The 24,274-nt window shown below is 59.9% G+C and carries 20 protein-coding genes; 16 read left to right on the top strand and 4 right to left on the bottom strand.

Going from position 1 to position 24,274, the window contains the following annotated elements; genetic code table 11:
- Nucleotides 1-16 precede the first annotated feature (16 nt).
- A complete protein-coding gene (ftsK, locus tag C8K66_RS13880; RefSeq protein ID WP_017848043.1) occupies nt 17-2,422 on the bottom strand; it encodes a DNA translocase FtsK in 2,406 nt (801 codons plus the stop codon).
- A 496-nt stretch (nt 2,423-2,918) separates the two neighbouring features.
- On the opposite strand from ftsK, the gene aat reads away from it, so the two are divergent.
- The 3 genes from aat to infA all read left to right on the top strand — a co-directional run bounded on the left by aat (nt 2,919) and on the right by infA (nt 4,681).
- Nucleotides 2,919-3,599, top strand: a complete 681-nt coding sequence (gene aat / locus C8K66_RS13875; RefSeq protein WP_017848044.1) for a leucyl/phenylalanyl-tRNA--protein transferase — start codon at nt 2,919-2,921, stop codon at nt 3,597-3,599.
- A 55-nt stretch (nt 3,600-3,654) separates the two neighbouring features.
- Nucleotides 3,655-4,362, top strand: coding sequence for an arginyltransferase (locus C8K66_RS13870; protein ID WP_017848045.1), 708 nt, complete (start codon nt 3,655-3,657; stop codon nt 4,360-4,362).
- A 100-nt stretch (nt 4,363-4,462) separates the two neighbouring features.
- Complete coding sequence (gene infA, locus C8K66_RS13865; RefSeq protein ID WP_002553999.1) at nt 4,463-4,681, top strand: translation initiation factor IF-1; 219 nt, start codon at nt 4,463-4,465, stop codon at nt 4,679-4,681.
- 185 nt (nt 4,682-4,866) lie between these two features.
- On the opposite strand, the gene clpA is transcribed toward infA, so the two are convergent.
- Both clpA and clpS read right to left on the bottom strand, forming a co-directional pair.
- Complete coding sequence (gene clpA / locus C8K66_RS13860) at nt 4,867-7,137, bottom strand: ATP-dependent Clp protease ATP-binding subunit ClpA (RefSeq protein ID WP_017848046.1); 2,271 nt, start codon at nt 7,135-7,137, stop codon at nt 4,867-4,869.
- A gap of 29 nt (nt 7,138-7,166) precedes the next feature.
- Nucleotides 7,167-7,535 carry an ATP-dependent Clp protease adapter ClpS gene (gene clpS, locus C8K66_RS13855; RefSeq protein WP_010567912.1) on the bottom strand — a complete coding sequence of 123 codons (369 nt, stop codon included), beginning with the start codon at nt 7,533-7,535 and terminating at the stop codon, nt 7,167-7,169.
- Between the two features lie 224 nt (nt 7,536-7,759).
- On the opposite strand from clpS, the gene cspD reads away from it, so the two are divergent.
- A complete protein-coding gene (gene cspD, locus C8K66_RS13850) occupies nt 7,760-8,038 on the top strand; it encodes a cold shock domain-containing protein CspD (RefSeq protein ID WP_057004490.1) in 279 nt (92 codons plus the stop codon).
- 79 nt (nt 8,039-8,117) lie between these two features.
- Here cspD and icd read toward each other — a convergent pair whose 3' ends face one another.
- The gene (icd, locus tag C8K66_RS13845) at nt 8,118-9,374 is read right to left on the bottom strand and encodes an NADP-dependent isocitrate dehydrogenase (RefSeq protein WP_026140163.1); all 1,257 of its coding nucleotides are present in this window, start codon (nt 9,372-9,374) and stop codon (nt 8,118-8,120) included.
- A gap of 505 nt (nt 9,375-9,879) precedes the next feature.
- Here icd and C8K66_RS13840 point away from each other — a divergent pair.
- The 12 genes from C8K66_RS13840 (at nt 9,880) to nuoC (ending at nt 24,272) form a co-directional block, all read left to right on the top strand.
- Entirely contained in the window at nt 9,880-12,105 is a 2,226-nt protein-coding gene (locus tag C8K66_RS13840) for an NADP-dependent isocitrate dehydrogenase (RefSeq protein ID WP_017848049.1), read from the top strand.
- A 155-nt stretch (nt 12,106-12,260) separates the two neighbouring features.
- On the top strand, nt 12,261-12,707 hold the full coding sequence (locus C8K66_RS13835; RefSeq protein WP_046382912.1) for an NUDIX hydrolase: 447 nt from the start codon (nt 12,261-12,263) through the stop codon (nt 12,705-12,707).
- Nucleotides 12,708-12,766: 59 nt separating this feature from the next.
- Nucleotides 12,767-13,891 carry a tRNA 2-thiouridine(34) synthase MnmA gene (mnmA, locus tag C8K66_RS13830; RefSeq protein WP_057004423.1) on the top strand — a complete coding sequence of 375 codons (1,125 nt, stop codon included), beginning with the start codon at nt 12,767-12,769 and terminating at the stop codon, nt 13,889-13,891.
- Nucleotides 13,888-14,511, top strand: coding sequence for a high frequency lysogenization protein HflD (hflD, locus tag C8K66_RS13825; protein WP_017848052.1), 624 nt, complete (start codon nt 13,888-13,890; stop codon nt 14,509-14,511). The genes mnmA and hflD overlap by 4 nt, the downstream gene beginning before the upstream one ends.
- A 125-nt stretch (nt 14,512-14,636) precedes the next feature.
- Complete coding sequence (purB, locus tag C8K66_RS13820) at nt 14,637-16,007, top strand: adenylosuccinate lyase (RefSeq protein WP_046382910.1); 1,371 nt, start codon at nt 14,637-14,639, stop codon at nt 16,005-16,007.
- A gap of 84 nt (nt 16,008-16,091) precedes the next feature.
- Nucleotides 16,092-17,261, top strand: coding sequence for a cupin domain-containing protein (locus C8K66_RS13815; protein ID WP_017848054.1), 1,170 nt, complete (start codon nt 16,092-16,094; stop codon nt 17,259-17,261).
- Nucleotides 17,254-17,676: a GNAT family N-acetyltransferase gene (locus C8K66_RS13810; RefSeq protein ID WP_017848055.1), complete on the top strand. Its 423-nt coding sequence runs from the start codon at nt 17,254-17,256 to the stop codon at nt 17,674-17,676. Before C8K66_RS13815 ends, C8K66_RS13810 begins: the two co-directional genes overlap by 8 nt.
- Nucleotides 17,677-18,101: 425 nt before the next feature.
- Nucleotides 18,102-18,839, top strand: a complete 738-nt coding sequence (locus tag C8K66_RS13805) for a secretin N-terminal domain-containing protein (RefSeq protein WP_017848056.1) — start codon at nt 18,102-18,104, stop codon at nt 18,837-18,839.
- Nucleotides 18,840-19,332: 493 nt separating this feature from the next.
- Entirely contained in the window at nt 19,333-20,658 is a 1,326-nt protein-coding gene (gene aceA, locus C8K66_RS13800) for an isocitrate lyase (protein WP_024076175.1), read from the top strand.
- 658 nt (nt 20,659-21,316) lie between these two features.
- Complete coding sequence (locus tag C8K66_RS13795; protein WP_003219575.1) at nt 21,317-21,730, top strand: NADH-quinone oxidoreductase subunit A; 414 nt, start codon at nt 21,317-21,319, stop codon at nt 21,728-21,730.
- A 10-nt stretch (nt 21,731-21,740) separates the two neighbouring features.
- Nucleotides 21,741-22,415 (top strand): NADH-quinone oxidoreductase subunit B family protein, encoded by a 675-nt coding sequence (locus C8K66_RS13790; RefSeq protein WP_003219572.1) that lies wholly within the window; start codon nt 21,741-21,743, stop codon nt 22,413-22,415.
- Nucleotides 22,416-22,487: 72 nt separating this feature from the next.
- Entirely contained in the window at nt 22,488-24,272 is a 1,785-nt protein-coding gene (gene nuoC, locus C8K66_RS13785) for an NADH-quinone oxidoreductase subunit C/D (protein ID WP_017848058.1), read from the top strand.
- Nucleotides 24,273-24,274 lie beyond the last annotated feature (2 nt).

The raw sequence follows: 24,274 nt of genomic DNA, 5'->3' as shown, positions 1-24,274 counted from the left end.
GCCACGCGGCGCGTGATCAGTCGCGCATCTGCCCGGGGGCGATGACTTCGCGCGAGCCGTTGGTGTTCATTGCGGTGACGACGCCGGCATTTTCCATGGCTTCGATCATGCGGGCGGCGCGGTTGTAGCCGATTTTCAGCTTGCGCTGCACGGCGGAGATCGAGGCGCGACGGCTTTCCAACACGAAGGCCACCGCTTCGTCGTACAGCGCGTCGGTTTCGGCATCATCGTCGCCACCGCTGCTGCCGCCGTCGAAGCCGCTGCCGGCTTCTTCAACACCGGCGAGGATGTCGTCGTTGTATTCCGGCGCACCGCGCAGTTTCCAGGCTTCCACCACGCGATGCACTTCATCGTCGGAAACGAACGCGCCATGCACGCGAATCGGCAGGCTGGTGCCCGGCGGCATGTAGAGCATGTCACCGTGGCCCAGCAATTGTTCGGCGCCGCCCTGGTCGATGATGGTCCGCGAGTCGATCTTGCTCGACACCTGGAACGCCATGCGCGTCGGGATGTTGGCCTTGATCAGACCGGTGATCACATCCACCGACGGCCGCTGGGTTGCGAGGATCAAGTGGATACCGGCAGCACGCGCCTTCTGTGCGATACGTGCGATCAACTCTTCAACCTTCTTGCCGACGATCATCATCATGTCGGCAAATTCGTCGACCACCACGACGATGGTCGGCAACTTGGTCAGCAATGGCGCTTCGTCGTGGATGCTTTCGCGCTTGTACAGCGGGTCGGTCAGCGGCGTGCCGGCGTCCTGGGCTTCCTTGACCTTGGCATTGAAGCCCGACAGGTTGCGCACGCCCATCTTCGCCATCAGCTTGTAGCGCCGCTCCATCTCGGCAACGCTCCAGCGCAGGGCGTTGGCGGCGTCCTTCATATCGGTGACCACCGGGCAGAGCAAGTGCGGAATGCCTTCGTAGATCGACAATTCGAGCATCTTCGGGTCGATCATGATCAGCTTGGCGTCTTCCGGGCCGGACTTGAACAGGATCGACAGGATCATCGCGTTGACCCCCACCGACTTACCCGAACCGGTGGTACCGGCCACCAGCAGGTGAGGCATTTTCGCCAGGTCGGTGATTACCGGCTTGCCGCCGATGTCATGGCCCAGGGCCAGGGTGACCGGCGATTTGAAGTTGTCGTATTCCGGGGTCGACAGCACCTCGGAGAAGCGCACGATCTGGCGGTCTTCGTTGGGAATCTCGATGCCCACGGTGGTTTTGCCAGGGATCACTTCCACCACGCGCACGCTGGTCACGGCCAGGGAGCGGGCGAGGTCTTTGGCCAGGTTGGAGATTCGGCTGACCTTGACCCCGGCCGCTGGCTGGATTTCGTAACGGGTAATCACCGGGCCGGGGTGGATCGAGTCCACCGAGACTTCGACGCCGAATTCCTTGAGTTTGATTTCCAGCAGATGGCCGACGGCCGCCAGGGACTCCGGGGAATAGTTGAGTTGTTTCTTCTCGGCCGGGTCGAGAATCGAGATCGGCGGCAGCGTGCCTTCGACCGCGCTGTCGACAAACAACGGCGCCTGTTTTTCTTTCTGCACGCGATGGCTCGGCTCGGGAGCCTTGGGCGGTGCCGGGGCAATCACCGGCGGCACCTGTTTCTCGCGCTCCGACATGTGCTTGCTCAGGGCTTGTTCGCGTTCGATCAGGCGTTCCTTGACCTTGGCCTGTTCACGCCGGTCCGGCGTGCTCGGGGCCACGACCTCGTTGACGCGGGTGTCCACCTCGCGCAATTGGGCCACCATGCGCTTGCGCTCCACCCGGGCCGCCCACCAGCGGTTGGCGGCGCCCTGGAACAGCTCCAGCAGGTCGAGGGTGATTTTGCCGGTCACGTCCATCACCTTGAACCACGACAGGTCGGTGAACACGGTGAGGCCGAACAGGAACAGCGCGATAAACATCAGGGTGCTGCCCTGGATATTCAGGGTCTTGCGGGCCAGGTCGCCGAGGCTCTCACCCAGCGCGCCGCCAGCGCCCGCCGGCAGGCCGGTCGGCGCATGGAAATGGATATGCGCCAGCGCCGCGCCGGACAGCACCAGGAACACCAGGCCGATCAGGCGCCAGGAAAACAGCCAACCGCTCCACTGCCACGGCTCATGACGCTGGCGGAAGATCTGCCAGGTCTTGATCGCCAGCAGCAACGGGAAGATGTACGCGAAATAACCCAGCACCATGAACAGGATATCGGCGCTGTAGGAACCGGCAGGCCCACCGAAGTTCTGCACGTCATCGATCTTGCTGTTGTGGCTCCAGCCCGGATCGTCCTTGCCATAGGTGAGCAAGGCCATCATCAGGAACAGGCACAGCGCGCCGATGGCGATCAGCGCACCTTCCTTGAGCCGATAATGCAGGTGCTGACGCCAGGCCGGCACGACTGTTTTTTGTGTCGCGGTGGATTTCTTCAAAACGGGTCTTTTCCTGCGCCTTTAGCGCGTCCATCTGTTGAATGACTGCACACTGCCGCCCAATCCGAGCAGCCGAAAAATAAACGAACGCCGTTAAATCTACCTTTAACACCGAGCGATTGACGAGTGAAACGGCGATAACGCCAGAATGCCCGCATTGTACGGGTTTGTGTCCGCGATGCCACGCCCTTGCCCCTTGCGCGGCAGCCTGGACAATTCAAGTGTCACACACTGTTCAATTTGAGCATGCATTGTCTTTGCTGACAAAGGCTTATGCGCTGTTTTTAGCAATCCAGGCAAGCTTGGCAATTGGCCTGCATGGGGCAGCCCCGAATACGACCACGTCTCTGAGAGAGAGTTGCAGAAACACCCGCTCACGCTAATCCACAGCAATGCCCGATTCGGGCTGGCCCCCTGACGCCGGGTCGACAATAATCAACCCTCTGGGCAGACCCGACGCCTGCCACCCCCCTCCCCTTCCGTAAGCCTGGATGCCATGCTGACCTGGTTACAACGCGACACCCTGACCTTCCCGCCGCTGGCCAAAGCCATGCGCGAACCCAATGGCCTGCTCGCCGCCGGTGGCGACCTGTCGGCCGAGCGGCTGATCCAGGCCTATCGCCACGGCTGCTTTCCGTGGTTCTCGCAAGGCCAGCCGATTCTCTGGTGGTCACCGGACCCTCGCACGGTGATTTTCCCCGACGAACTGCACGTATCCCGCAGCCTGGGCAAATTATTGCGCCAGCAGCGCTATCGCGTGACCTTCGACCAGGACTTCGCTGCGGTCATCCAGGCCTGCGCCGCGCCTCGCGCCTATGCAGATGGCACCTGGATCACCGAAGGCATCCAGAGCGCCTACCAGGAGCTGCACGCGCGGGGTTACGCGCACTCGGTCGAGGTCTGGGACAACGGCGAACTGGTGGGCGGCCTGTATGGGCTGGCGATGGGCCGGCTGTTTTTTGGCGAATCCATGTTCAGCCGCGCCGATAACGCCTCGAAGTTCGGTTTTGCCACGCTGACCCGGCAGCTGCAGGCATGGGGTTTTGTGCTGATCGACTGCCAGATGCCCAACGATCACCTGCACAGCCTGGGCGCCCGCGCCATACCGCGCAGCGAGTTCGCCGGCTTCCTGCGCGACTATCTGGACCAACCCAACGCTGGACCGTGGGTTTCCTAGGCGACTTCCTCGCACCTGGCTTACACTTATTTCAAAGCTTATCCGAGGGTTGATCATGACCGAGCTGGCGCGCTTGAAGTTTTATGCCACTCAAGCCCACTCTTGCAGCTATCTGCCCGACGAACAGGCCACCACGCTGTTCCTCGACCCCAGCCAGCCGATGGACGTGCATGTGTATGCCGACCTTTCGGAAATGGGCTTTCGGCGCAGCGGCGATCACCTGTACCGACCGCACTGCCAAAACTGCAATGCCTGCGTGCCGGCACGCATTCCCGTGGCGCAGTTTGTGCCGGACCGCAACCAGAAGCGCATCCTCAAGCGCAACGCCGACCTGACGGTCACGGCGGCCAACCCCAGGTTCAGCGAAGAATACTTCGATCTTTACCAGCGCTACATCGAACAACGCCACGCCGACGGCGACATGTTCCCACCCAGTCGCGACCAGTTTTCCACCTTCCTGGTGCGTGAACTGCCTTTCTCACGTTTCTACGAATTCCGACTCGACGGGCGCCTGCTGGCCGTCGCCGTGACCGATTTGCTGCCCAACGGCCTGTCGGCGGTGTACACCTTCTATGAACCCGACGAAGAGCGGCGCAGCCTGGGACGCTTCGCGATCCTCTGGCAAATCAGCGAAGCCCGGCGCTTGGAACTGGAGGCGGTGTACCTTGGATACTGGATCAAAAACTGCAAAAAGATGAACTACAAGACCCAATATCGGCCGATTGAACTGCTGATTAATCAAAGATGGGTCACGCTTAACTAGAACCTCTTGGCTTAAACACCCTTTTTCGGGCACAATGCACGCCGCTTTTGCCTGGCGCAGTTGCACCGGGCCATTCACTGGATACCGAGGGCTTTACTGCATGTCGAAAGAAGACAGCTTCGAAATGGAAGGCACTGTCGTCGACACCCTGCCCAACACCATGTTTCGTGTGGAGTTGGAAAATGGGCACGTCGTAACCGCGCATATCTCCGGCAAGATGCGCAAGAACTACATTCGTATTCTTACCGGTGACAAAGTGCGCGTCGAGCTGACGCCCTATGACTTGAGCAAAGGGCGCATCACTTACCGCGCCCGCTAATCAAGTCAATACAAGACGCCCGGTTATGCCGGGCGTTTTTGTGTGTATAGCATTTACCTGACACCCGAAACCCAATGCGGGAGGGGGCTTGTTCCCCCCCACATTGGATCGCCATTGTTCTGGCAATTGCATTTCAAGACAGCAAAAAGGCGCCTTTCGGCGCCTTTTGCGTAGCTGCAGAACGATCAGGCCATTTCGGCCGTGGTCTCGAACTCGAAGGTCAGCTCGCCGTCCTTCAGGTCGATATGCACCACGCCACCATGGTCGGAGAGCTCGCCGAACAGGATCTCTTCGGCCAATGGTCGCTTGATCTTGTCCTGGATCAGACGCGCCATCGGGCGAGCGCCCATTGCCGCGTCGTAACCACCTTCGGCCAGCCAATTGCGCGCCGCGTCCGTCACTTCCAGCTGCACGCGCTTGTCTTCCAACTGCGCTTGAAGCTCGGTGAGGAACTTGTCCACCACGTTTTTGATGACCTCATGGCTGAGGCGACCAAACTGGATAATGGTGTCCAGGCGGTTGCGGAACTCCGGCGTGAAGCTCTTCTTGATCACTTCCATCGCATCGGAAGAGTGATCCTGATGCGTAAAGCCGATCGACGCCCGCGCCGCGGTTTCAGCACCGGCGTTGGTGGTCATGATCACGATCACGTTGCGGAAATCCGCCTTGCGCCCGTTGTTGTCGGTCAGAGTGCCGTGGTCCATGACCTGCAGCAGTAGGTTGAAGACTTCCGGGTGAGCCTTCTCGATTTCATCGAGCAGCAATACGCAATGCGGCTGCTTGGTGATCGCCTCGGTCAACAGGCCGCCCTGATCAAAACCGACATAGCCCGGAGGCGCACCGATCAGGCGCGACACGGTGTGACGTTCCATGTATTCGGACATGTCGAACCGCACCAACTCAATGCCCATGGCCTTGGCCAACTGCCGAGCCGCTTCGGTCTTGCCGACGCCGGTCGGGCCGGCGAACAGGAACGAACCGACGGGCTTGTCCGGCGACTTGAGGCCCGCCCGCGACAACTTGATCGCAGTGGACAGCGAGTCGATGGCCGCATCCTGGCCAAACACGGTGAGCTTGAGGTCGCGCTCCAGGTTACGCAGCAGCTCTTTGTCGGAGGTGGTGACGTGTTTTGGCGGAATCCGCGCGATCTTGGCCACGATATCCTCGACCTGAGCCACGTCGATGCGCTTCACACGCTTCTCGACCGGCTGCAGACGCTGATAGGCACCCGCCTCGTCGATCACGTCGATGGCCTTGTCCGGCATGTGCCGATCGTTGATGTAGCGCGACGCCAGCTCGGCAGCGGCCCGCAACGCTTCATCGGTGTACTCGATGCCATGATGCGCTTCGAAACGCCCCTTGAGCCCACGCAGGATGCCGATGGTGTCTTCAACCGAAGGCTCGGACACGTCGACTTTCTGGAAGCGACGCGCCAGGGCACGGTCTTTCTCGAAGATCCCGCGGAATTCCTGGAACGTGGTCGAGCCGATGCAGCGGATATCACCCGACGACAACAATGGCTTGAGCAGGTTGGAAGCATCCATCACACCACCGGAGGCCGCACCGGCCCCAATGATCGTGTGGATTTCATCGATGAACAGGATCGCCTGCGGGCGTTTTTTCAGCTCGCCGAGCAGCGCCTTGAAGCGCTTCTCGAAATCGCCGCGGTACTTGGTCCCGGCGAGCAACGCGCCGAGGTCAAGGGAGTAGACGACGCTGCTGGCCAGCAAGTCCGGCACCTGGTTGTCGACGATACGCTTGGCCAGGCCTTCGGCAATCGCGGTTTTACCCACGCCCGCTTCACCCACCAGCAACGGGTTGTTCTTGCGACGACGTGCGAGGATCTGCGCCACGCGCTCAACTTCAGCCTCGCGCCCCACCAGCGGATCGATCCGCCCCTGGCGCGCCAGCTCATTGAGATTGCTGGCATAGGCATCCAATGGGTTGCCCGAAGAAGAAGACTCACCGCCCTCGTCGTCCTGCATTTCCTGCTCACCCTCGGAATGATCGCCGTGCCCAGGCACTTTGGAGATACCGTGGGCGATGTAGTTGACGACATCGATACGGGCAACGCTCTGCTGCTTGAGCAGGAACACTGCCTGGCTTTCCTGTTCGCTGAAGATGGCGACAAGCACATTGGCGCCCGTGACTTCACGCTTACCGGAGCTCTGTACGTGGAAAACAGCACGCTGCAATACCCGCTGAAAGCCCAGGGTCGGCTGGGTTTCACGGTCCTCGTCATGCACGGGGATCAGTGGCGTCGTGGAGTCGATGAACTCCTGCAGGTCATGCTTGAGTTTGTCGAGGTTGGCGCCGCACGCACGCAAAACGGTGGCGGCAGCTTCGTTATCCAAAAGTGCCAGCAGCAGGTGCTCGACGGTCATGAATTCATGACGCTTCGAACGGGCCTCTTTGAAGGCAAGATTGAGGGTGACTTCGAGCTCGCGGTTTAACATAGCTTCACCTCATACCCAAGTGGTCGGCGTTAACCGTCCTTCTCGATTTCACAGAGTAGCGGATGCTGGCTTTCCCTGGCGTACTGGTTGACCTGCATGGCCTTTGTCTCGGCGATGTCGCGGGTAAACACTCCACATACTGCCCGTCCTTCTGTGTGAACGGCCAGCATTACCTTGGTCGCCAACTCGCGGTTCAGGTTAAAAAACACCTCGAGTACTTCGACCACGAAATCCATCGGTGTGTAGTCATCGTTGAACAAAACCACCTTGTACATCGGCGGCGCCTGTAGAGCAGGCTTGGCCTCCTGAACAGCAATGCCTGCAGAACCGTCGTCATCGTGCTCGTGATCCGGTCGATCCTGATTGAATGTTAGTCGAATCTGGCTGATTGCATGCATGGAAAGAAAGGTTCGTCAGTGGTTCAAATACAGTGGTGGGGGCGACCTGTCAGAATTTCAACTCCGACCGTTCGGTCACCTTGACTATCGGCAAATCGGTGTTACAACCAATAGAACCCACAGTGGGTAAAAAAGGTCCGCGCAGTCAACCTTATTTATTCGGGTTAGGACGGATAAACTGGATGATACTCCAGTGATGGAGTCTGGTGCAGAGGGATATGGGTATGTCTGGCGTCAAGATCAGTGGCAAGGTCAAATGGTTCAACAATGCCAAGGGTTACGGCTTCATTAATGAAGAAGGTAAGACCGAGGACCTTTTTGCGCATTATTCAGCGATCCATATGGATGGCTACAAAACGCTGAAAGCGGGCCAAGCTGTGAGCTTTGAGATCATTCAAGGACCGAAAGGGCTGCACGCCGTGAACATCTGTGCAAGCACGATCACTACATCTGCAAAACCCGTTGTATCCGCCGCTCAAAAAGAAAAGAAGCTAACGGCCTGATTCACTGCCAAGCGAGAAGCATGCAAATAAAAAACGGCCACCCAACCCATTGGAGTGGCCGTTTTTTATGCCTGCGTGTTTACATGTGCGAGATCAGCGCATCGCCAAAGCCCGACGACGACACCAACTTCGCGCCCTCCATCAGGCGCTCGAAGTCATAGGTCACGGTCTTGGCCGAGATAGCGCCATTGGTGCCCTTGATGATCAGATCGGCCGCTTCGGTCCAGCCCATGTGGCGCAGCATCATTTCCGCCGACAGGATCAGCGAACCCGGGTTGACCTGGTCCTTACCGGCATATTTCGGCGCGGTACCGTGGGTGGCTTCAAACATTGCCACGGTGTCGGACAGGTTGGCGCCCGGCGCAATGCCGATACCACCGACTTCCGCCGCCAGGGCGTCAGACAGGTAATCACCGTTGAGGTTGAGGGTCGCGATCACATCATATTCAGCCGGACGCAGCAGGATCTGCTGCAGCATGGCATCGGCAATCGCATCCTTGACCACGACATTCTTGCCGGTCTTCGGGTTCTTGAACTGCATCCACGGCCCGCCATCGAGCAGGGTTGCGCCGAATTCTTCAGCCGCCACTTCGTAGGCCCATTCCTTGAAGGCACCTTCGGTGAACTTCATGATGTTGCCTTTGTGTACGATGGTCAGCGACTCGCGGTCGTTATCCACGACATATTGCAGGGCCTTGCGCGCCAGGCGCTTGGTGCCCTCTTTGGACACCGGCTTGATGCCGATACCGCAATCCTGGTCGAAGCGGATCTTGGTGACGCCCATTTCCTCCTTGAGGAACTTGATCACTTTGATCGCTTCCGGCGAACCGGCTTTCCACTCGATCCCGGCGTAAATATCTTCGGAGTTTTCACGGAAGATGGTCATGTCCACGTCGCCAGGCTTTTTGACCGGGCTCGGCACGCCTTCGAACCAGCGCACCGGGCGCAGGCACACATACAGGTCGAGTTGTTGGCGCAGGGCCACGTTCAACGAACGGATGCCACCACCGACCGGCGTGGTCAGCGGGCCTTTGATGGAGACTACGTAATCGCGCACCGCGTCCAGGGTTTCCTGGGGCAGCCAGGTGTCCTGGTCATAGACTTGGGTCGCCTTCTCACCGGCGTAAACTTCCATCCACGAAATCTTGCGCTTGCCGCCGTAAGCTTTTTCAACAGCGGCGTCGACCACCTTGATCATCACTGGGCTGATGTCGACACCGATACCGTCACCTTCGATATAAGGGATGATCGGTTGGTCAGGAACATTGAGAGAATGGTCTGCATTGACGGTGATTTTGTCGCCGACTGCCGGAACCTGAATCTTCTTGTATCCCATGCTGAACTCCATCTATGGATTGAACATCTGGCTGCGTTCGAGCCTACTCCAGATAAATGACGACTTAAACCTCACGCCACGCTCATTTGCATCGAAAACAGCATATTTAGTCGCCTACAAGCTTGAAAGCAAAGGGAAAAGCGCCAATCTTGAGCACATCATGCGACTTTAGGCGCAACTTGGTCCCTGCGACCTTTAGACCAATGGACGACCCACCTTTTGTATGAAGGCTCGGCGTAAGCATAGCGACCTATGTATAATGCCGCCGCTGACCAAAGAGTCACGACGGCCGACCGCCTGCTTCTTCAATAGAAAGCAGCGCCCAGCGCCAGAAAAGCCGGACTAAACAATAGTCCACCCGCTTGACGCTCGACTGATGCAACCCAACATCACCGCGAAGAAACCTCGACCTTTCGCTCATGGATGACTTTGAACGAACGCGCTCTACCCGGCGCATCTCGAGTTTCTGCGCACGCTTTCAGCAAAGAAGAGAGTTAATCCGAATATGCCCACCCGCTCGAAGATCATCTACACCTTCACCGACGAAGCACCAGCCCTCGCCACCTATTCACTGCTGCCTATCGTAGAGGCCTTCACCGCTTCCGCTGATATTGCCGTGGAAACCCGCGACATCTCCCTCGCCGGGCGCATCCTCGCAAGCTTCCCCGAGCAACTGGGCACCAAAGCCGTCCCGGACCACCTCGCCGAACTGGGCGCCCTGGCCGTTACGCCTGAAGCCAACATCATCAAGCTGCCTAACATCAGCGCCTCGACGCCTCAACTGCAGGCGGCGATCAAAGAACTGCAAGCCAAGGGCTACGCCCTGCCGGACTACCCGGAAACCGTAACCACCGACGCGGAAAAAGAAACCCGCGCACGTTACGACAAGATCAAGGGCAGCGCCGTGAACCCGGTACTGCGCGAAGGCAACTCCGACCGCCGCGCACCGCTGTCGGTCAAGAACTACGCACGCAAGCACCCGCACAAGATGGGCGCCTGGGCTGCCGACTCCAAGTCCCACGTCGCTTACATGAGCCACGGCGACTTCTACGGCAGCGAAAAAGCCGTACAGATCGAGGCAGCCGACGCGGTCAAAATCGAACTGATCGCTAAAGACGGCACCGCGACCGTACTGAAGGAAAAGACTTCCGTACAAGCTGGCGAAATCATCGACAGCTCCGTGCTGAGCAAGAACGCCCTGCGCAGCTTCATCGCCGCTGAAATCGAAGACGCCAAGAAACAAGGCGTACTGCTGTCGGTTCACCTGAAAGCCACCATGATGAAGGTCTCCGACCCGATCATGTTCGGCCAGATCGTTGCCGAGTTCTATAAAGACGCCCTGACCAAGCACGCCGCCGTGCTGGAGCAGATCGGCTTCAACCTGAACAACGGCATCGGCGACCTGTACGCTCGCATCAAGGCCCTGCCGGCCGAGCAGCAAGCGCAGATCGAAGCCGATATCCAGGCGGTCTACGCCGCTCGCCCTTCCTTGGCGATGGTCAACTCCGACAAAGGCATCACCAACCTGCACGTGCCGAGCGACGTGATCGTCGACGCCTCGATGCCGGCCATGATCCGTGACTCCGGCAAAATGTGGGGCACCGACGGCCAGCTGCACGACACCAAGGCCGTGATCCCAGATCGCTGCTACGCCACCATCTACCAAGCCGTCATCGAAGACTGCAAGGCCAATGGCGCGTTCGATCCGACCACCATGGGCAGCGTGCCAAACGTTGGTCTGATGGCACAGAAAGCCGAAGAGTACGGCTCTCACGACAAGACCTTCCAGGTCAAGGCTGACGGCGTCGTCCGCGTTACCGACAGCAAGGGCAACCTGCTGATGGAACAGGCCGTCGAAGCCGGCGACATCTTCCGTATGTGCCAGGCCAAAGACGCGCCGATCCAGGACTGGGTCAAACTCGCCGTCAACCGCGCCCGCGCCAGCAACACCCCGGCCATCTTCTGGCTGGACCCACAGCGCGCCCACGACGGTGCGGTGATCGAGAAAGTCCAGACCTACCTGAAAGACCACAACACCGACGGCCTGGACATCCGCATCATGTCGCCGGTCGACGCGATGAAGTTCACCCTGGAGCGCACCCGCAAGGGCCTGGACACCATCTCGGTGACCGGTAACGTACTGCGCGACTACCTGACCGACCTGTTCCCGATCATGGAACTGGGCACCAGCGCCAAGATGCTGTCGATCGTGCCGCTGATGAACGGTGGCGGTCTGTTCGAAACCGGCGCTGGCGGTTCGGCACCCAAGCACGTGCAGCAACTGCTGGAAGAAAACTTCCTGCGTTGGGATTCCCTGGGCGAGTTCCTGGCCCTGGCCGCATCGCTTGAGCATTTGGGCGTGACTTACAACAACCCGAAAGCCCTGGTGCTGTCCAAGACCCTGGACCAGGCCACCGGCCAGTTCCTCGACAACAACAAGTCGCCATCGCGCAAAGTCGGCAACATCGACAACCGCGGCAGCCACTTCTACCTGGCGCTGTACTGGGCCCAAGCCCTGGCCGCACAGACCGAAGACACCGCGCTGCAAGCGCAATTCGGTGAACTGGCCAAGACCCTCGCCGCGAACGAGGCAACCATCGTTGCCGAGCTCAACGCCGTACAGGGCAAGCCAGTGGACATCGGCGGCTACTACGCGCCGAACCCGGAGCTGACCAGCAAAGTCATGCGCCCGAGCAACACCCTCAACGCGGCAATTGCCAAGCTGAAGTAAGGTTGTAAGGATGCAAACAAACCCCGGCCCCGTGCCGGGGTTTGTGTTTCCAGCGAATAAACCGGATTCAAATGTGGGAGGGAGCTTGCTCCCCTCCCACACCGACTGCAATCCTGCCTGAAGACCGCACCGCACTCAGAATCGAGAGGCATCCAATGACCTGGCAACCCCACATCACCGTCGCCACCATCGTCGAAGACAACGGCCGCTTCCTGATGGTCGAAGAACTCAAGGGCGGCCGCGCCGTGCTCAACCAGCCCGCCGGCCACCTCGACCCGCACGAAACCCTGACCGAAGCCGCCGTGCGTGAAACCCTCGAAGAAACCGGCTGGGACGTCGAAGCCACCGGCATCGTCGGCATCTACCTGTACACCGCGCCGAGCAACGGCGTGACCTACCAGAGGGTCTGCTTCACCGCCAAGGCGCTGAAACACCGCCCGGACTATCAACTTGACGACGGCATCGTGCGCGCCCGCTGGCTGAGCCGTGACGAGCTGATGGGCCTGCGCGACGTCTGGCGCAGTGAGCTGATCATCCGGTGTATCGATGATTATCTGGCCGGCTTTCGCCACAGTCTCGAATTGATCCGACCTTCTCTTTAGCCTTGAAGGCTTGGGCCTGTTAGAATCGCGTCCTTTTTCAAGACACCCGTTGAAACCCTATGCGTGATCCAGCCCCTTCTGACACACAAAAGAAGCGCGTCATCGTCGGCATGTCCGGCGGCGTGGATTCTTCCGTTTCCGCCGTTCTGCTCATGGAGCAGGGTTATGAGGTGGAAGGCCTGTTCATGAAGAACTGGGAAGAAGACGATGGAACGGAATATTGCACCGCCATGGACGACCTGGCGGATGCCCAGGCCGTGTGCGACAAGATCGGCATCAAGCTGCACACCGCCAACTTCGCCGCCGAGTACTGGGACAACGTGTTCGAGCACTTCCTGGCCGAATACAAGGCCGGCCGCACGCCGAACCCGGACATCCTGTGCAACCGCGAGATCAAGTTCAAGGCGTTCCTCGACTACGCCATGATGCTCGGCGCCGACCTGATTGCCACCGGCCACTACGTGCGCCGTCGTGACATCGACGGGCGCACCGAACTGCTCAAGGGCCTGGACCCCAACAAGGACCAGAGCTACTTCCTGCACGCCGTTGGCGGCGAACAGATCGCCAAGACCCTGTTCCCGGTCGGCGAACTGGAAAAGCCCGAAGTACGCCGGATCGCCGAGCAGCACGACCTGGCCACCGCCAAGAAGAAGGATTCCACCGGGATCTGCTTTATCGGCGAGCGCCGCTTCAGCGACTTCCTCAAGCAATACCTGCCAGCGCAACCGGGCGAGATCAAAACCACCGAAGGCGAGGTCATCGGCCGCCATCACGGCCTGATGTACCACACCATCGGCCAGCGCCAGGGCCTGGGCATCGGCGGTTTGAAAGACGCCGGCGACGAGCCGTGGTACGTGCTGGTCAAGGACCTGGAGCACAACGAACTGATCGTGGGCCAGGGCAATGACCACCCATGGCTGTTCTCCCGCGCACTGCTCGCTTCGGATATCTACTGGGTCAACCCGGTGGACCTGAGCGCGCCGCGCCGCCTGACCGCCAAGGTGCGCTATCGCCAGAGCGACCAGCCCTGCACCCTGGAAAAAACCGCCGACGGTTACCGCGCCACCTTCGATGACCCGCAGCGCGCGGTCACGCCTGGCCAGTCCGTGGTGTTCTACGATGGCGAGGTGTGCCTGGGGGGCGGCGTGATTGAAGTCGCCGAACCCTGGAGCAGCCCGGCATGAGCCCGATCCAGGAGCAATTGACCGCGCTCGGCGGGGTCTTCCTCGCCGCAGTGCTGGTGGACAAGATCGCCAAGACCGGCCAGGTTACCGAGGCCGGCCTGACCTGCATGCTCGGCAGCCTGCTGGTTCGCGACCCCAAGGACACCCTGGAAGTCTATGGCGGTGACGACCTGGCGCTGCGTGAAGGCTACCGCGCGCTGGTCGGCGCACTGGAACGCGACCCGAGCACCTTGCAGCGCGAACCGCTGCGCTACGCCCTGTCGATGCTCGGCCTCGAGCGCCAACTGGCCAAGCGTGACGACCTGCTGGAGACCATCGGCAAGCGCCTGCCGCAGATCCAGTCCCAGGTTGAACACTTCGGCCCGGCCCACGAAAACGTCATCGCCGCCTGCGGCGCGCTGTACCAGGACACCTTGAGCACATTGCGCCAGCGCATCCAGGTGCATGGCGACATGCGCAACCTGCAACAACCGAACAACGCCTCGAAGATCCGCGCCCTGCTTCTGGCCGGTATCCGCTCGGCGCGGTTGTGGCGCCAGCTGGGCGGTCATCGTTGGCAGTTGGTCATCAGCCGTCGCAAATTGCTCAAAGAGCTTTACCCGTTGATGCGCAACGAATAAGTCGCAGCCACGGGCTATTTTCAAGCCGTTACGCGTAATACGCCGGTCAGTTGGCAACGGACCGGCGGATTTTTTCATGTATGATACGCGCCCCATTTCGTTGCCCGACTGTCCGAGAACACCCCATGCAGCTCTCTTCGCTCACTGCGGTTTCCCCTGTTGACGGCCGCTACGCCGGCAAGACCCAGGCCCTGCGCCCGATTTTCAGTGAATACGGCCTGATCCGTGCCCGCGTACTGGTTGAAGTGCGCTGGCTCCAGCGCCTGGCCGCTCACCCTGCCATCAGTGAAGTGCCGGCGTTCTCCGCCGAAGCCAACGCGGTATTGAACACCCTGGCGGAAAACTTCTCTCTGGAGCACGCCGAGCGTGTCAAAGAGATCGAGCGCACCACCAACCACGACGTCAAAGCCATCGAATACCTGCTCAAAGAGCAAGCGGCCAAGCTGCCGGAACTGGCCAACGTCAGCGAATTCATCCACTTCGCCTGCACCAGCGAGGACATCAACAACCTGTCCCACGCCCTGATGCTGCGCGAAGGCCGTGATGAGGTGATGCTGCCGCTGATGCGCCAGACCGCCGAAGCCATCCGCGAACTGGCGATCCGCTTCGCCGCTGTGCCGATGCTGTCGCGCACCCACGGTCAACCGGCCTCGCCGACCACCCTGGGCAAAGAACTGGCCAACGTGGTGTATCGCCTGGAGCGCCAGATCGCTCAAGTGGCGGCCGTCCCGCTGCTGGGCAAGATCAACGGCGCCGTGGGCAACTACAACGCCCACCTGTCGGCCTATCCGGAGATCGACTGGGAAGCCAACGCCCGCGCCTTCATCGAAGACGAACTGGGCCTGGGCTTCAACCCGTACACCACGCAGATCGAACCGCACGACTACATCGCCGAGCTGTTCGACGCGATTGCGCGCTTCAACACCATCCTGATCGACTTTGACCGTGACGTCTGGGGCTACATCTCCCTGGGCTACTTCAAGCAGCGCACCATTGCCGGCGAAATCGGTTCGTCGACCATGCCGCACAAGGTCAACCCGATCGACTTCGAAAACTCCGAAGGCAACCTCGGCATCGCCAACGCCCTGTTCCAGCATCTGGCCAGCAAGTTGCCGATCTCCCGCTGGCAGCGCGACCTGACCGACTCCACCGTACTGCGCAACCTCGGCGTGGGCTTTGCCCACAGCGTGATCGCCTACGAAGCCAGCCTCAAAGGCATCAGCAAGCTGGAACTCAACGAGCAGAAAATCGCCGCTGACCTGGATGCATGCTGGGAAGTTCTGGCCGAACCGATCCAGACCGTGATGCGCCGCTACAACATCGAAAACCCGTATGAGAAGCTCAAAGAGTTGACGCGCGGCAAAGGCATCAGCCCTGAAGCACTGCAAACTTTCATCGACGGCCTGGACATGCCCGCCGCTGCCAAGGCCGAGCTGAAACTGCTCACCCCGGCCAACTACATCGGCAACGCCGTGGCCCAAGCCAAACGCATCTGATCATCGCAAGCCCCTTTGAGACGCCCGGCCGCGCCGGGCGTTTTTATTCCAGTCTGAAAAGTGCTTTTTTTCAATAGGTTACACATGAATCCTGATATCCCTCTTCAACTTCTGGGCGGCATCACGGCACGGGAATTCCTGCGCGACTACTGGCAGAAAAAACCGCTGCTGATCCGTCAGGCCATTCCTGATTTCGAAAGCCCGATCGACGCCGATGAACTGGCCGGCCTGGCCCTGGAAGAAGAAGTCGAGTCGCGCCTGGTGATCGAACACGGCGAGCGTCCGTGGGAACTGCGCCGCGGCCCGTTCGCCGAAGACACCTTCAGCACCCTGCCCGAGCGCGAGTGGACCCTGCTGGTGCAGGCGGTCGACCAGTTCGTGCCGGAAGTCGCCGAACTGCTCGAACAGTTCCGCTTCCTGCCCAGCTGGCGCATCGACGACGTGATGATCAGCTTCGCCGCACCCGGCGGCAGCGTGGGTCCGCACTTCGATAATTACGACGTGTTCCTGCTGCAAGCCCATGGCAAGCGCAACTGGAAGATCGGCCAGATGTGCAGCTCTGACAGCCCGATGCTGCAACACGCCGACCTGCGCATCCTCGCCGAATTCGAAGAGATCGCCGAATGGGTGCTGGAACCGGGCGACATGCTCTACCTGCCGCCACGCCTGGCCCACTATGGCATTGCCGAAGATGACTGCATGACCTACTCGGTCGGCTTCCGCGCGCCAAGCGCCGCCGAAGTGCTGACCCACTTCACCGACTTCCTCAGCCAGTACCTGACCGACGAAGAGCGTTACACCGACGCCGACATCCAACCGGCCAGCGATCCACACCAGATCCAGAGCGATGCCCTCGACCGCCTCAAGAGCCTGCTGGCCGAGCACATGAGCGACGAGCGCATGCTGCTGACCTGGTTCGGCCAGTTCATGACCGAGCCGCGCTACCCGGAACTGGTCGCCGGCCCGGAAGAGCTGCTGGAAGAAGACGTGGTCGGCAGCCTGGAAGATGGCGGCGTGTTGATCCGCAACCCAAGCGCGCGCATGGCCTGGTCCGAAGTCGACGACGACCTGCTGCTGTTCGCCAGCGGCCAGAGCCGTTACCTGCCGGGCAAGCTGCGCGAACTGCTGAAAATGATCTGCGCAGCCGACGCCCTGCACATCGACAACCTGAGCGAATGGCTGGCGGACGACGATGCCCGCGACCTGCTGTGCGAGCTGGTCAAGCAGGGAAGCCTGGGGTTTGCCGATGAATAAGATTCACGTCAATGTCGCGAACTGGCATAAGGATATCGCCGAGATTCGGCGCATTCGTGAAGCGGTATTTATCGCCGAACAATCGGTCCCACCCGAACTGGAATGGGACGCAGACGACGCGGACGCCGTGCATTTCCTCGCGTTCGAGGGCGACTTTCCGATTGGCACCGCGCGCCTGCTGCCCAGCGGCGAGATCGGCCGCGTGTCGGTCCTCAAGGACTGGCGCGGGCTTAAAGTCGGCGACAAGCTGATGGAAGCCGTGATTGGCGAAGCCGAGAAGCGCGGCCAGAATAAACAGTTCCTCAGTGCGCAGGTCTATGCCGCGCCGTTCTATGAGCGACTGGGCTTCAAGATCGTCAGCGAGGAATTCCTTGAAGTCGGGATTCCGCACGTCGATATGGTGCGCGAGGGCTGATCCGGGACCGCGTCGTTGCTATCGGGGGCAAGCCCCCTCCCACATTTTGACCGAGAGCATCCCTTGGAATGCCGTCAAGTGTGGGAGGGGGCTTGCCCCTCCCACATTTTGACCGAGAGCGTCCCTTGAAATGCCGTCAAGTGTGGGAGGGGGCTTGCCCCTCCCACATTTTGACCGAGAGCGTCCCTTGGAATGCCGTCAAGTGTGGGAGGGGGCTTGCCCCTCCCACATTTTGACCGAGAGCGCCCCTTGGAATGCCGTCAAGTGTGGGAGGGGGCTTGCCCCCGATAGCATTACCAGCAGCACCCCAAAACACCCTGCCATCCACCGATGCCAGGGTGTTTTGCCGTCTACGATTCAACTTGCGACCCGCCAGGCCGACAAACTGGCACTATCAAGCCTTATGACTCGCAGAGATAACGGACATGTCCCTACGCACCCTGCTCACCGCCCTCCTCCTGACCGCCAGCTTCACAGCGGCGGCCGACACCGAAGTCGTCAATTTGAGCCACCGCACCAGCGCCGACCTGCTGCCCGTGGCGCAGAACTTCCTCGGCAAGGACGGCACCGTCAGCGCCTACGGCAATCAACTGATCGTCAATGCCGACCCCGTCAGGATCCAGGACCTGCGCACCCTGCTCTCGCAACTGGACATACCGGCCAAGCGCCTGCTGATCACCGTCGACACCAACGAAAACAACCAGCAAAGCAGCGGCGACAGCCAGACCCGCATCATCAGCTACGGCACCGCCAGCCGCGACGGCGGCATCCAGCAGATCCAGGCCAGTGAAGGCGTGCCCGCACTGATCCAGGTAGGCCAGAGCGTGCCACTGACCACCACCCAGCCCGATGCCTACGGCCGCCCGCAGAACCAGACCCAATACCGCAACGTCACCCAGGGGTTCTACGTCACCGCCAGCGTGACCGGCGACACCGTACACCTGGCGATCAGCACCAACCGTGACCGCATGAGCCAGGAGCGTCCCGATGTAGTGAACGTGCAAAGCACCGACACAACCGTCAGCGGCCGCCTGGGCGAGTGGATTCCGCTGGCCGGCATCAATCGCGAAACCCAGGCCGACAAATCCTCTACGACCCGCACTTACGCTACCCAGGGCCGCGACGACCTGACTTTACGGGTTAAAGTCGACACCTTGAACTGAAGCACCGATAACTGACTGATGAGTCGTATAAGACTAAAGATGTAGTGCCTGAAAAAAAGCACTACAAAACATTTGACGATCCAAAAAAGCATGGGCATGATGGCCTCGCTCCCGCTAATCAGAGGCCCTGGCAAGGGCCTTCGGATCGTCGCTCTAAGCTACCCAACTGAGCCGATTCGTGTCTGTACCGCCCACAAGGTGTGTTTGACGAGGTTGCGACTGGAACGAAGTTGTCCCGAGGGACGGAAGCTAACCAGGTAACCCGGCTACACACTGATGAATCGCCCCAAGGCCCACGACGCCCGAAGACCGTTCGCAGTTCGCCCCTACCTGCCCCACTCCCCCCCTCGTCATTCGTTCATCCCGTCGCTTCCCCGCCAGACTTGACTTGAACACCTGTGCTTCTGGTCAGCGAGCAGCCAAGCCCACGCACTGTATACGTGGCTGGCAAACGGAATTTTCCACCCAGACCTATGCGACGAGGTTTATCTCCATGGCACTGACACGCGAACAGCAAATTGCAGCCCTTGAAAAAGACTGGGCTGAAAACCCACGCTGGAAAGGCGTGACCCGCGCTTATTCCGCTGCTGACGTCGTCCGCCTGCGTGGCTCGGTTCAACCTGAGCACACTTTTGCAAAACTCGGCGCCGAGAAGCTGTGGAACCTGGTCACCCAGGGCGCCAAGCCATCCTTCCGTCCCGACAAAGATTTCGTCAACTGCATGGGCGCCCTGACCGGTGGCCAGGCAGTCCAACAGGTAAAAGCCGGTATCCAGGCGATCTACCTGTCCGGCTGGCAAGTGGCAGCGGACAACAACTCCGCTGAATCCATGTACCCCGACCAATCGCTGTACCCGGTGGACTCCGTACCGACCGTGGTCAAGCGCATCAACAACTCGTTCCGTCGCGCCGACCAGATCCAGTGGAAAGCCGGTAAAGGCCCAGGCGACGAAGGCTACATCGACTACTTCGCACCGATCGTGGCTGACGCCGAAGCCGGTTTCGGCGGCGTGTTGAACGCCTACGAGCTGATGAAGAGCATGATCGAAGCAGGCGCCGCCGGCGTTCACTTCGAAGACCAACTGGCCTCGGTGAAGAAATGCGGCCACATGGGCGGCAAGGTACTGGTACCGACCCAGGAAGCTGTACAGAAGCTGACCGCTGCCCGTCTGGCGGCTGACGTTGCCGGCACACCGACCATCATCCTGGCCCGTACCGACGCCAACGCTGCCGACTTGCTGACTTCGGACTGCGACCCGTATGACCAACCGTTCGTCACTGGCGAACGTACCCAGGAAGGCTTCTACAAAGTGCGCGCCGGTCTCGACCAGGCCATCGCTCGCGGCCTGGCCTATGCGCCTTACGCCGACCTGATCTGGTGCGAAACCGCCAAGCCGGACCTGGCAGAAGCCCGTCGTTTCGCCGAAGCGATCAAAAAGGAATACCCGGACCAACTGCTGTCCTACAACTGCTCGCCTTCCTTCAACTGGAAGAAAAACCTGGACGACGCGACCATCGCCAAGTTCCAGCGCGAACTGTCCGCCATGGGCTACAAGCACCAGTTCATCACCCTGGCCGGCATTCACAACATGTGGCACAGCATGTTCAACCTGGCGCACGACTACGCCCGCAACGACATGACCGCCTACGTGAAACTGCAGGAGCAGGAATTCGCTGACGCCGCCAAGGGTTACACCTTCGTGGCTCACCAGCAGGAAGTGGGCACCGGCTACTTCGACGACATGACCACCGTGATCCAGGGCGGCACCTCGTCCGTGACCGCGCTGACCGGTTCGACCGAAGAAGAACAGTTCCACTGAGTGACTGAGCAAACGGCCATTGCGCCCCCAGTAAACAGCTAACCGCAATGCCGCACGACCTGACGCCCCGACTGGTTCGGGGCGTTTTTTTGCCCGAAGAAAATCCCCCCTGACACCACAAAGATCAAAAATGTGGGAGGGGGCTTGCCCCCGATTACGGTGTGCCAGTCAATACGTCTGTTGCTGATCCACCGCCATCGGGGGCAAGCCCCCTCCCACATCGAGGAATGGGCCAACCAGAAGAATTTGTGTGAAACATTGATCCAAAGCGGTATTTGGTTCAGATAAATCAGTTAAAAGATGCGCTCCGGCAACTAGCGGTAATCAAGCAAGTAACGACAACTTCCTGCACCACACCGCAACCACCCGCTTAACGCCCGCCCAAATAACATTCATTATCATTTGGACCATGAAAGCGTCGTTACAGGTTAAACAAAACATATTTGATAAAAAGCCCGCTAATGCCCGTAACTCAAGGGCTGCAGCCCTACGGAGGCGTACTATGTGCTTATTCCACCGAATAATTTCGCTATATGAATTTTACTTGCCCGGTGTTTAGCCATAAAATCACCGCGATTGATTGCGCTGCGACATATCGTCACTGCATTGTTACTTTTTCGAGCTCAGAGACCTTTGCTCTCTGCTAAGGATTACCAGCATGACCGAAGCGACAGGACTCATGGCCCACAACTGGGGCTTTGCCATTTTCCTCCTCGGTGTTGTCGGCCTCTGTGCCTTCATGCTCGGCGTCTCCAGCCTACTCGGGTCAAAAGCCTGGGGCCGCAGCAAAAACGAACCGTTCGAGTCCGGCATGCTGCCCACAGGTGGCGCCCGCTTGCGGCTCTCAGCCAAATTCTATCTGGTCGCGATGCTCTTCGTGATCTTCGATATCGAAGCCCTCTTTCTCTTTGCCTGGTCTGTGTCTGTCCGCGAAAGCGGCTGGACCGGATTCGTCGAAGCCCTCGTTTTCATAGCAATTCTGTTGGCAGGCCTTGTCTACCTATTTCGAGTGGGCGCCCTTGATTGGGCTCCGGAAGCTCGTCGCAAGCGGCAAGCGAAGCTGAAACAATGAGGCTTTGGCGATGCAATACAATCTCACCAGGATCGACCCGGATGCTCCTAACGAGCAGTACCCCATCGGCGAACGGGAAACCGTTTCCGATCCGTTAGAAGACCAAGTCCACAAAAACATCTACATGGGCAAGCTGGAAGACGTGCTGAGCGGCGCGGTCAACTGGGGGCGTAAAAACTCCCTGTGGCCGTACAACTTCGGTCTGTCCTGCTGCTACGTGGAAATGACCACCGCCTTCACGGCGCCCCACGACATCGCGCGCTTCGGCGCCGAAGTGATCCGGGCCTCGCCGCGTCAGGCGGATTTCATGGTTATCGCCGGTACCTGCTTTATCAAGATGGCGCCGATCATTCAGCGTCTCTACGAGCAAATGCTCGAGCCGAAGTGGGTTATCTCCATGGGTTCGTGCGCCAACTCCGGTGGCATGTACGACATCTACTCCGTTGTTCAGGGGGTGGACAAGTTCCTGCCCGTGGACGTCTACGTGCCTGGCTGCCCGCCCCGCCCCGAAGCATTTCTGCAAGGCTTGATGCTGTTGCAGGAATCGATTGGCAAGGAGCGTCGCCCACTTTCCTGGGTTGTCGGAGATCAAGGCGTTTACCGCGCCGAGATGCCGTCACAAAAGGAACAGCGCCGCGAACAGCGTATTCAGGTCACCAACCTGCGCAGCCCCGACGAAGTCTGATCCAGAGCCGCTTCTTTTATAGAACGAAAACCTGGCTTCATTCTTTACGTTGACCGAAAGCGATAAAAAACCATGACTACAGGCAGTGCTCTGTACATCCCGCCTTATAAGGCAGACGACCAGGATGTGGTCGTCGAACTCAATAACCGTTTTGGCCCTGACGCCTTCACCGCCCAGGCCACACGTACCGGCATGCCGGTGCTGTGGGTGGCGCGCGCCAAGCTCGTCGAAGTCCTGACCTTCCTGCGCAACCTGCCCAAGCCGTACGTCATGCTCTATGACCTGCATGGCGTGGACGAGCGTCTGCGCACCAAGCGCCAGGGGCTGCCGAGCGGCGTCGACTTCACCGTGTTCTATCACCTGCTGTCGATCGAACGTAACAGCGACGTGATGATCAAGGTCGCCCTCTCCGAAAGCGACCTGAGCGTGCCGACCGTCACCGGCATCTGGCCCAACGCCAGCTGGTACGAGCGTGAAGTCTGGGACATGTTCGGTATCGACTTCCCGGGCCACCCGCACCTGTCGCGCATCATGATGCCGCCGACCTGGGAAGGTCACCCGCTGCGCAAGGACTACCCTGCCCGCGCCACCGAATTCGACCCGTTCAGCCTGACCCTGGCCAAACAGCAACTGGAAGAAGAAGCCGCACGCTTCCGTCCGGAAGACTGGGGCATGAAGCGTTCCGGCACCAACGAGGACTACATGTTCCTCAACCTGGGCCCGAACCACCCTTCGGCGCACGGTGCCTTCCGTATCATCCTGCAGCTGGACGGCGAAGAAATCGTCGACTGCGTGCCGGACATCGGCTACCACCACCGTGGTGCCGAGAAGATGGCCGAACGCCAGTCCTGGCACAGCTTCATCCCGTACACCGACCGTATCGACTACCTCGGCGGCGTGATGAACAACCTGCCTTACGTGCTCTCGGTCGAGAAGCTGGCCGGCATCAAGGTGCCCGACCGCGTCGACACCATCCGCGTCATGATGGCCGAGTTCTTCCGGATCACCAGCCACCTGCTGTTCCTGGGGACCTACATCCAGGACGTCGGCGCCATGACTCCGGTGTTCTTCACCTTCACCGACCGTCAGCGCGCCTACAAAGTCATCGAAGCCATCACCGGTTTCCGCCTGCACCCGGCCTGGTACCGCATCGGCGGTGTGGCCCACGACCTGCCGCGCGGCTGGGAAAAACTGGTCAAGGAATTCGTCGACTGGCTGCCCAAGCGTCTCGACGAATACACCAAGGCCGCCCTGGACAACAGCATCCTCAAGGGTCGGACCATTGGCGTCGCCGCCTACAACACCAAAGAGGCCCTGGAATGGGGCGTCACCGGTGCCGGCCTGCGTTCCACCGGTTGCGATTTCGACCTGCGCAAGGCCCGTCCGTACTCCGGCTACGAGAACTTCGAATTCGAAGTACCGCTGGCCGCGAACGGCGATGCCTATGACCGCTGCATGGTCCGCGTCGAAGAGATGCGCCAGAGCATCAAGATCATCGACCAGTGCCTGCGCAACATGCCGGCCGGCCCGTACAAGGCGGATCACCCGCTGACCACGCCGCCGCCGAAAGAGCGCACGCTGCAGCACATCGAAACCCTGATCACGCACTTCCTGCAAGTTTCGTGGGGCCCGGTGATGCCGGCCAACGAATCCTTCCAGATGATCGAAGCGACCAAGGGTATCAACAGTTATTACCTGACGAGCGATGGCGGCACCATGAGCTACCGCACCCGGATTCGTACTCCAAGCTTCCCGCACTTGCAGCAGATCCCTTCGGTGATCAAAGGCGAGATGGTCGCGGACTTGATTGCGTACCTGGGTAGTATCGATTTCGTTATGGCCGACGTGGACCGCTAAGC

This window comes from Pseudomonas sp. GV105 (assembly GCF_003058185.1).
Taxonomy (GTDB): Bacteria; Pseudomonadota; Gammaproteobacteria; order Pseudomonadales; family Pseudomonadaceae; genus Aquipseudomonas; species Aquipseudomonas veronii.
Note: the sequence above shows the minus strand (reverse complement) of the source record. Positions and strands in the feature narration are given on the sequence as shown.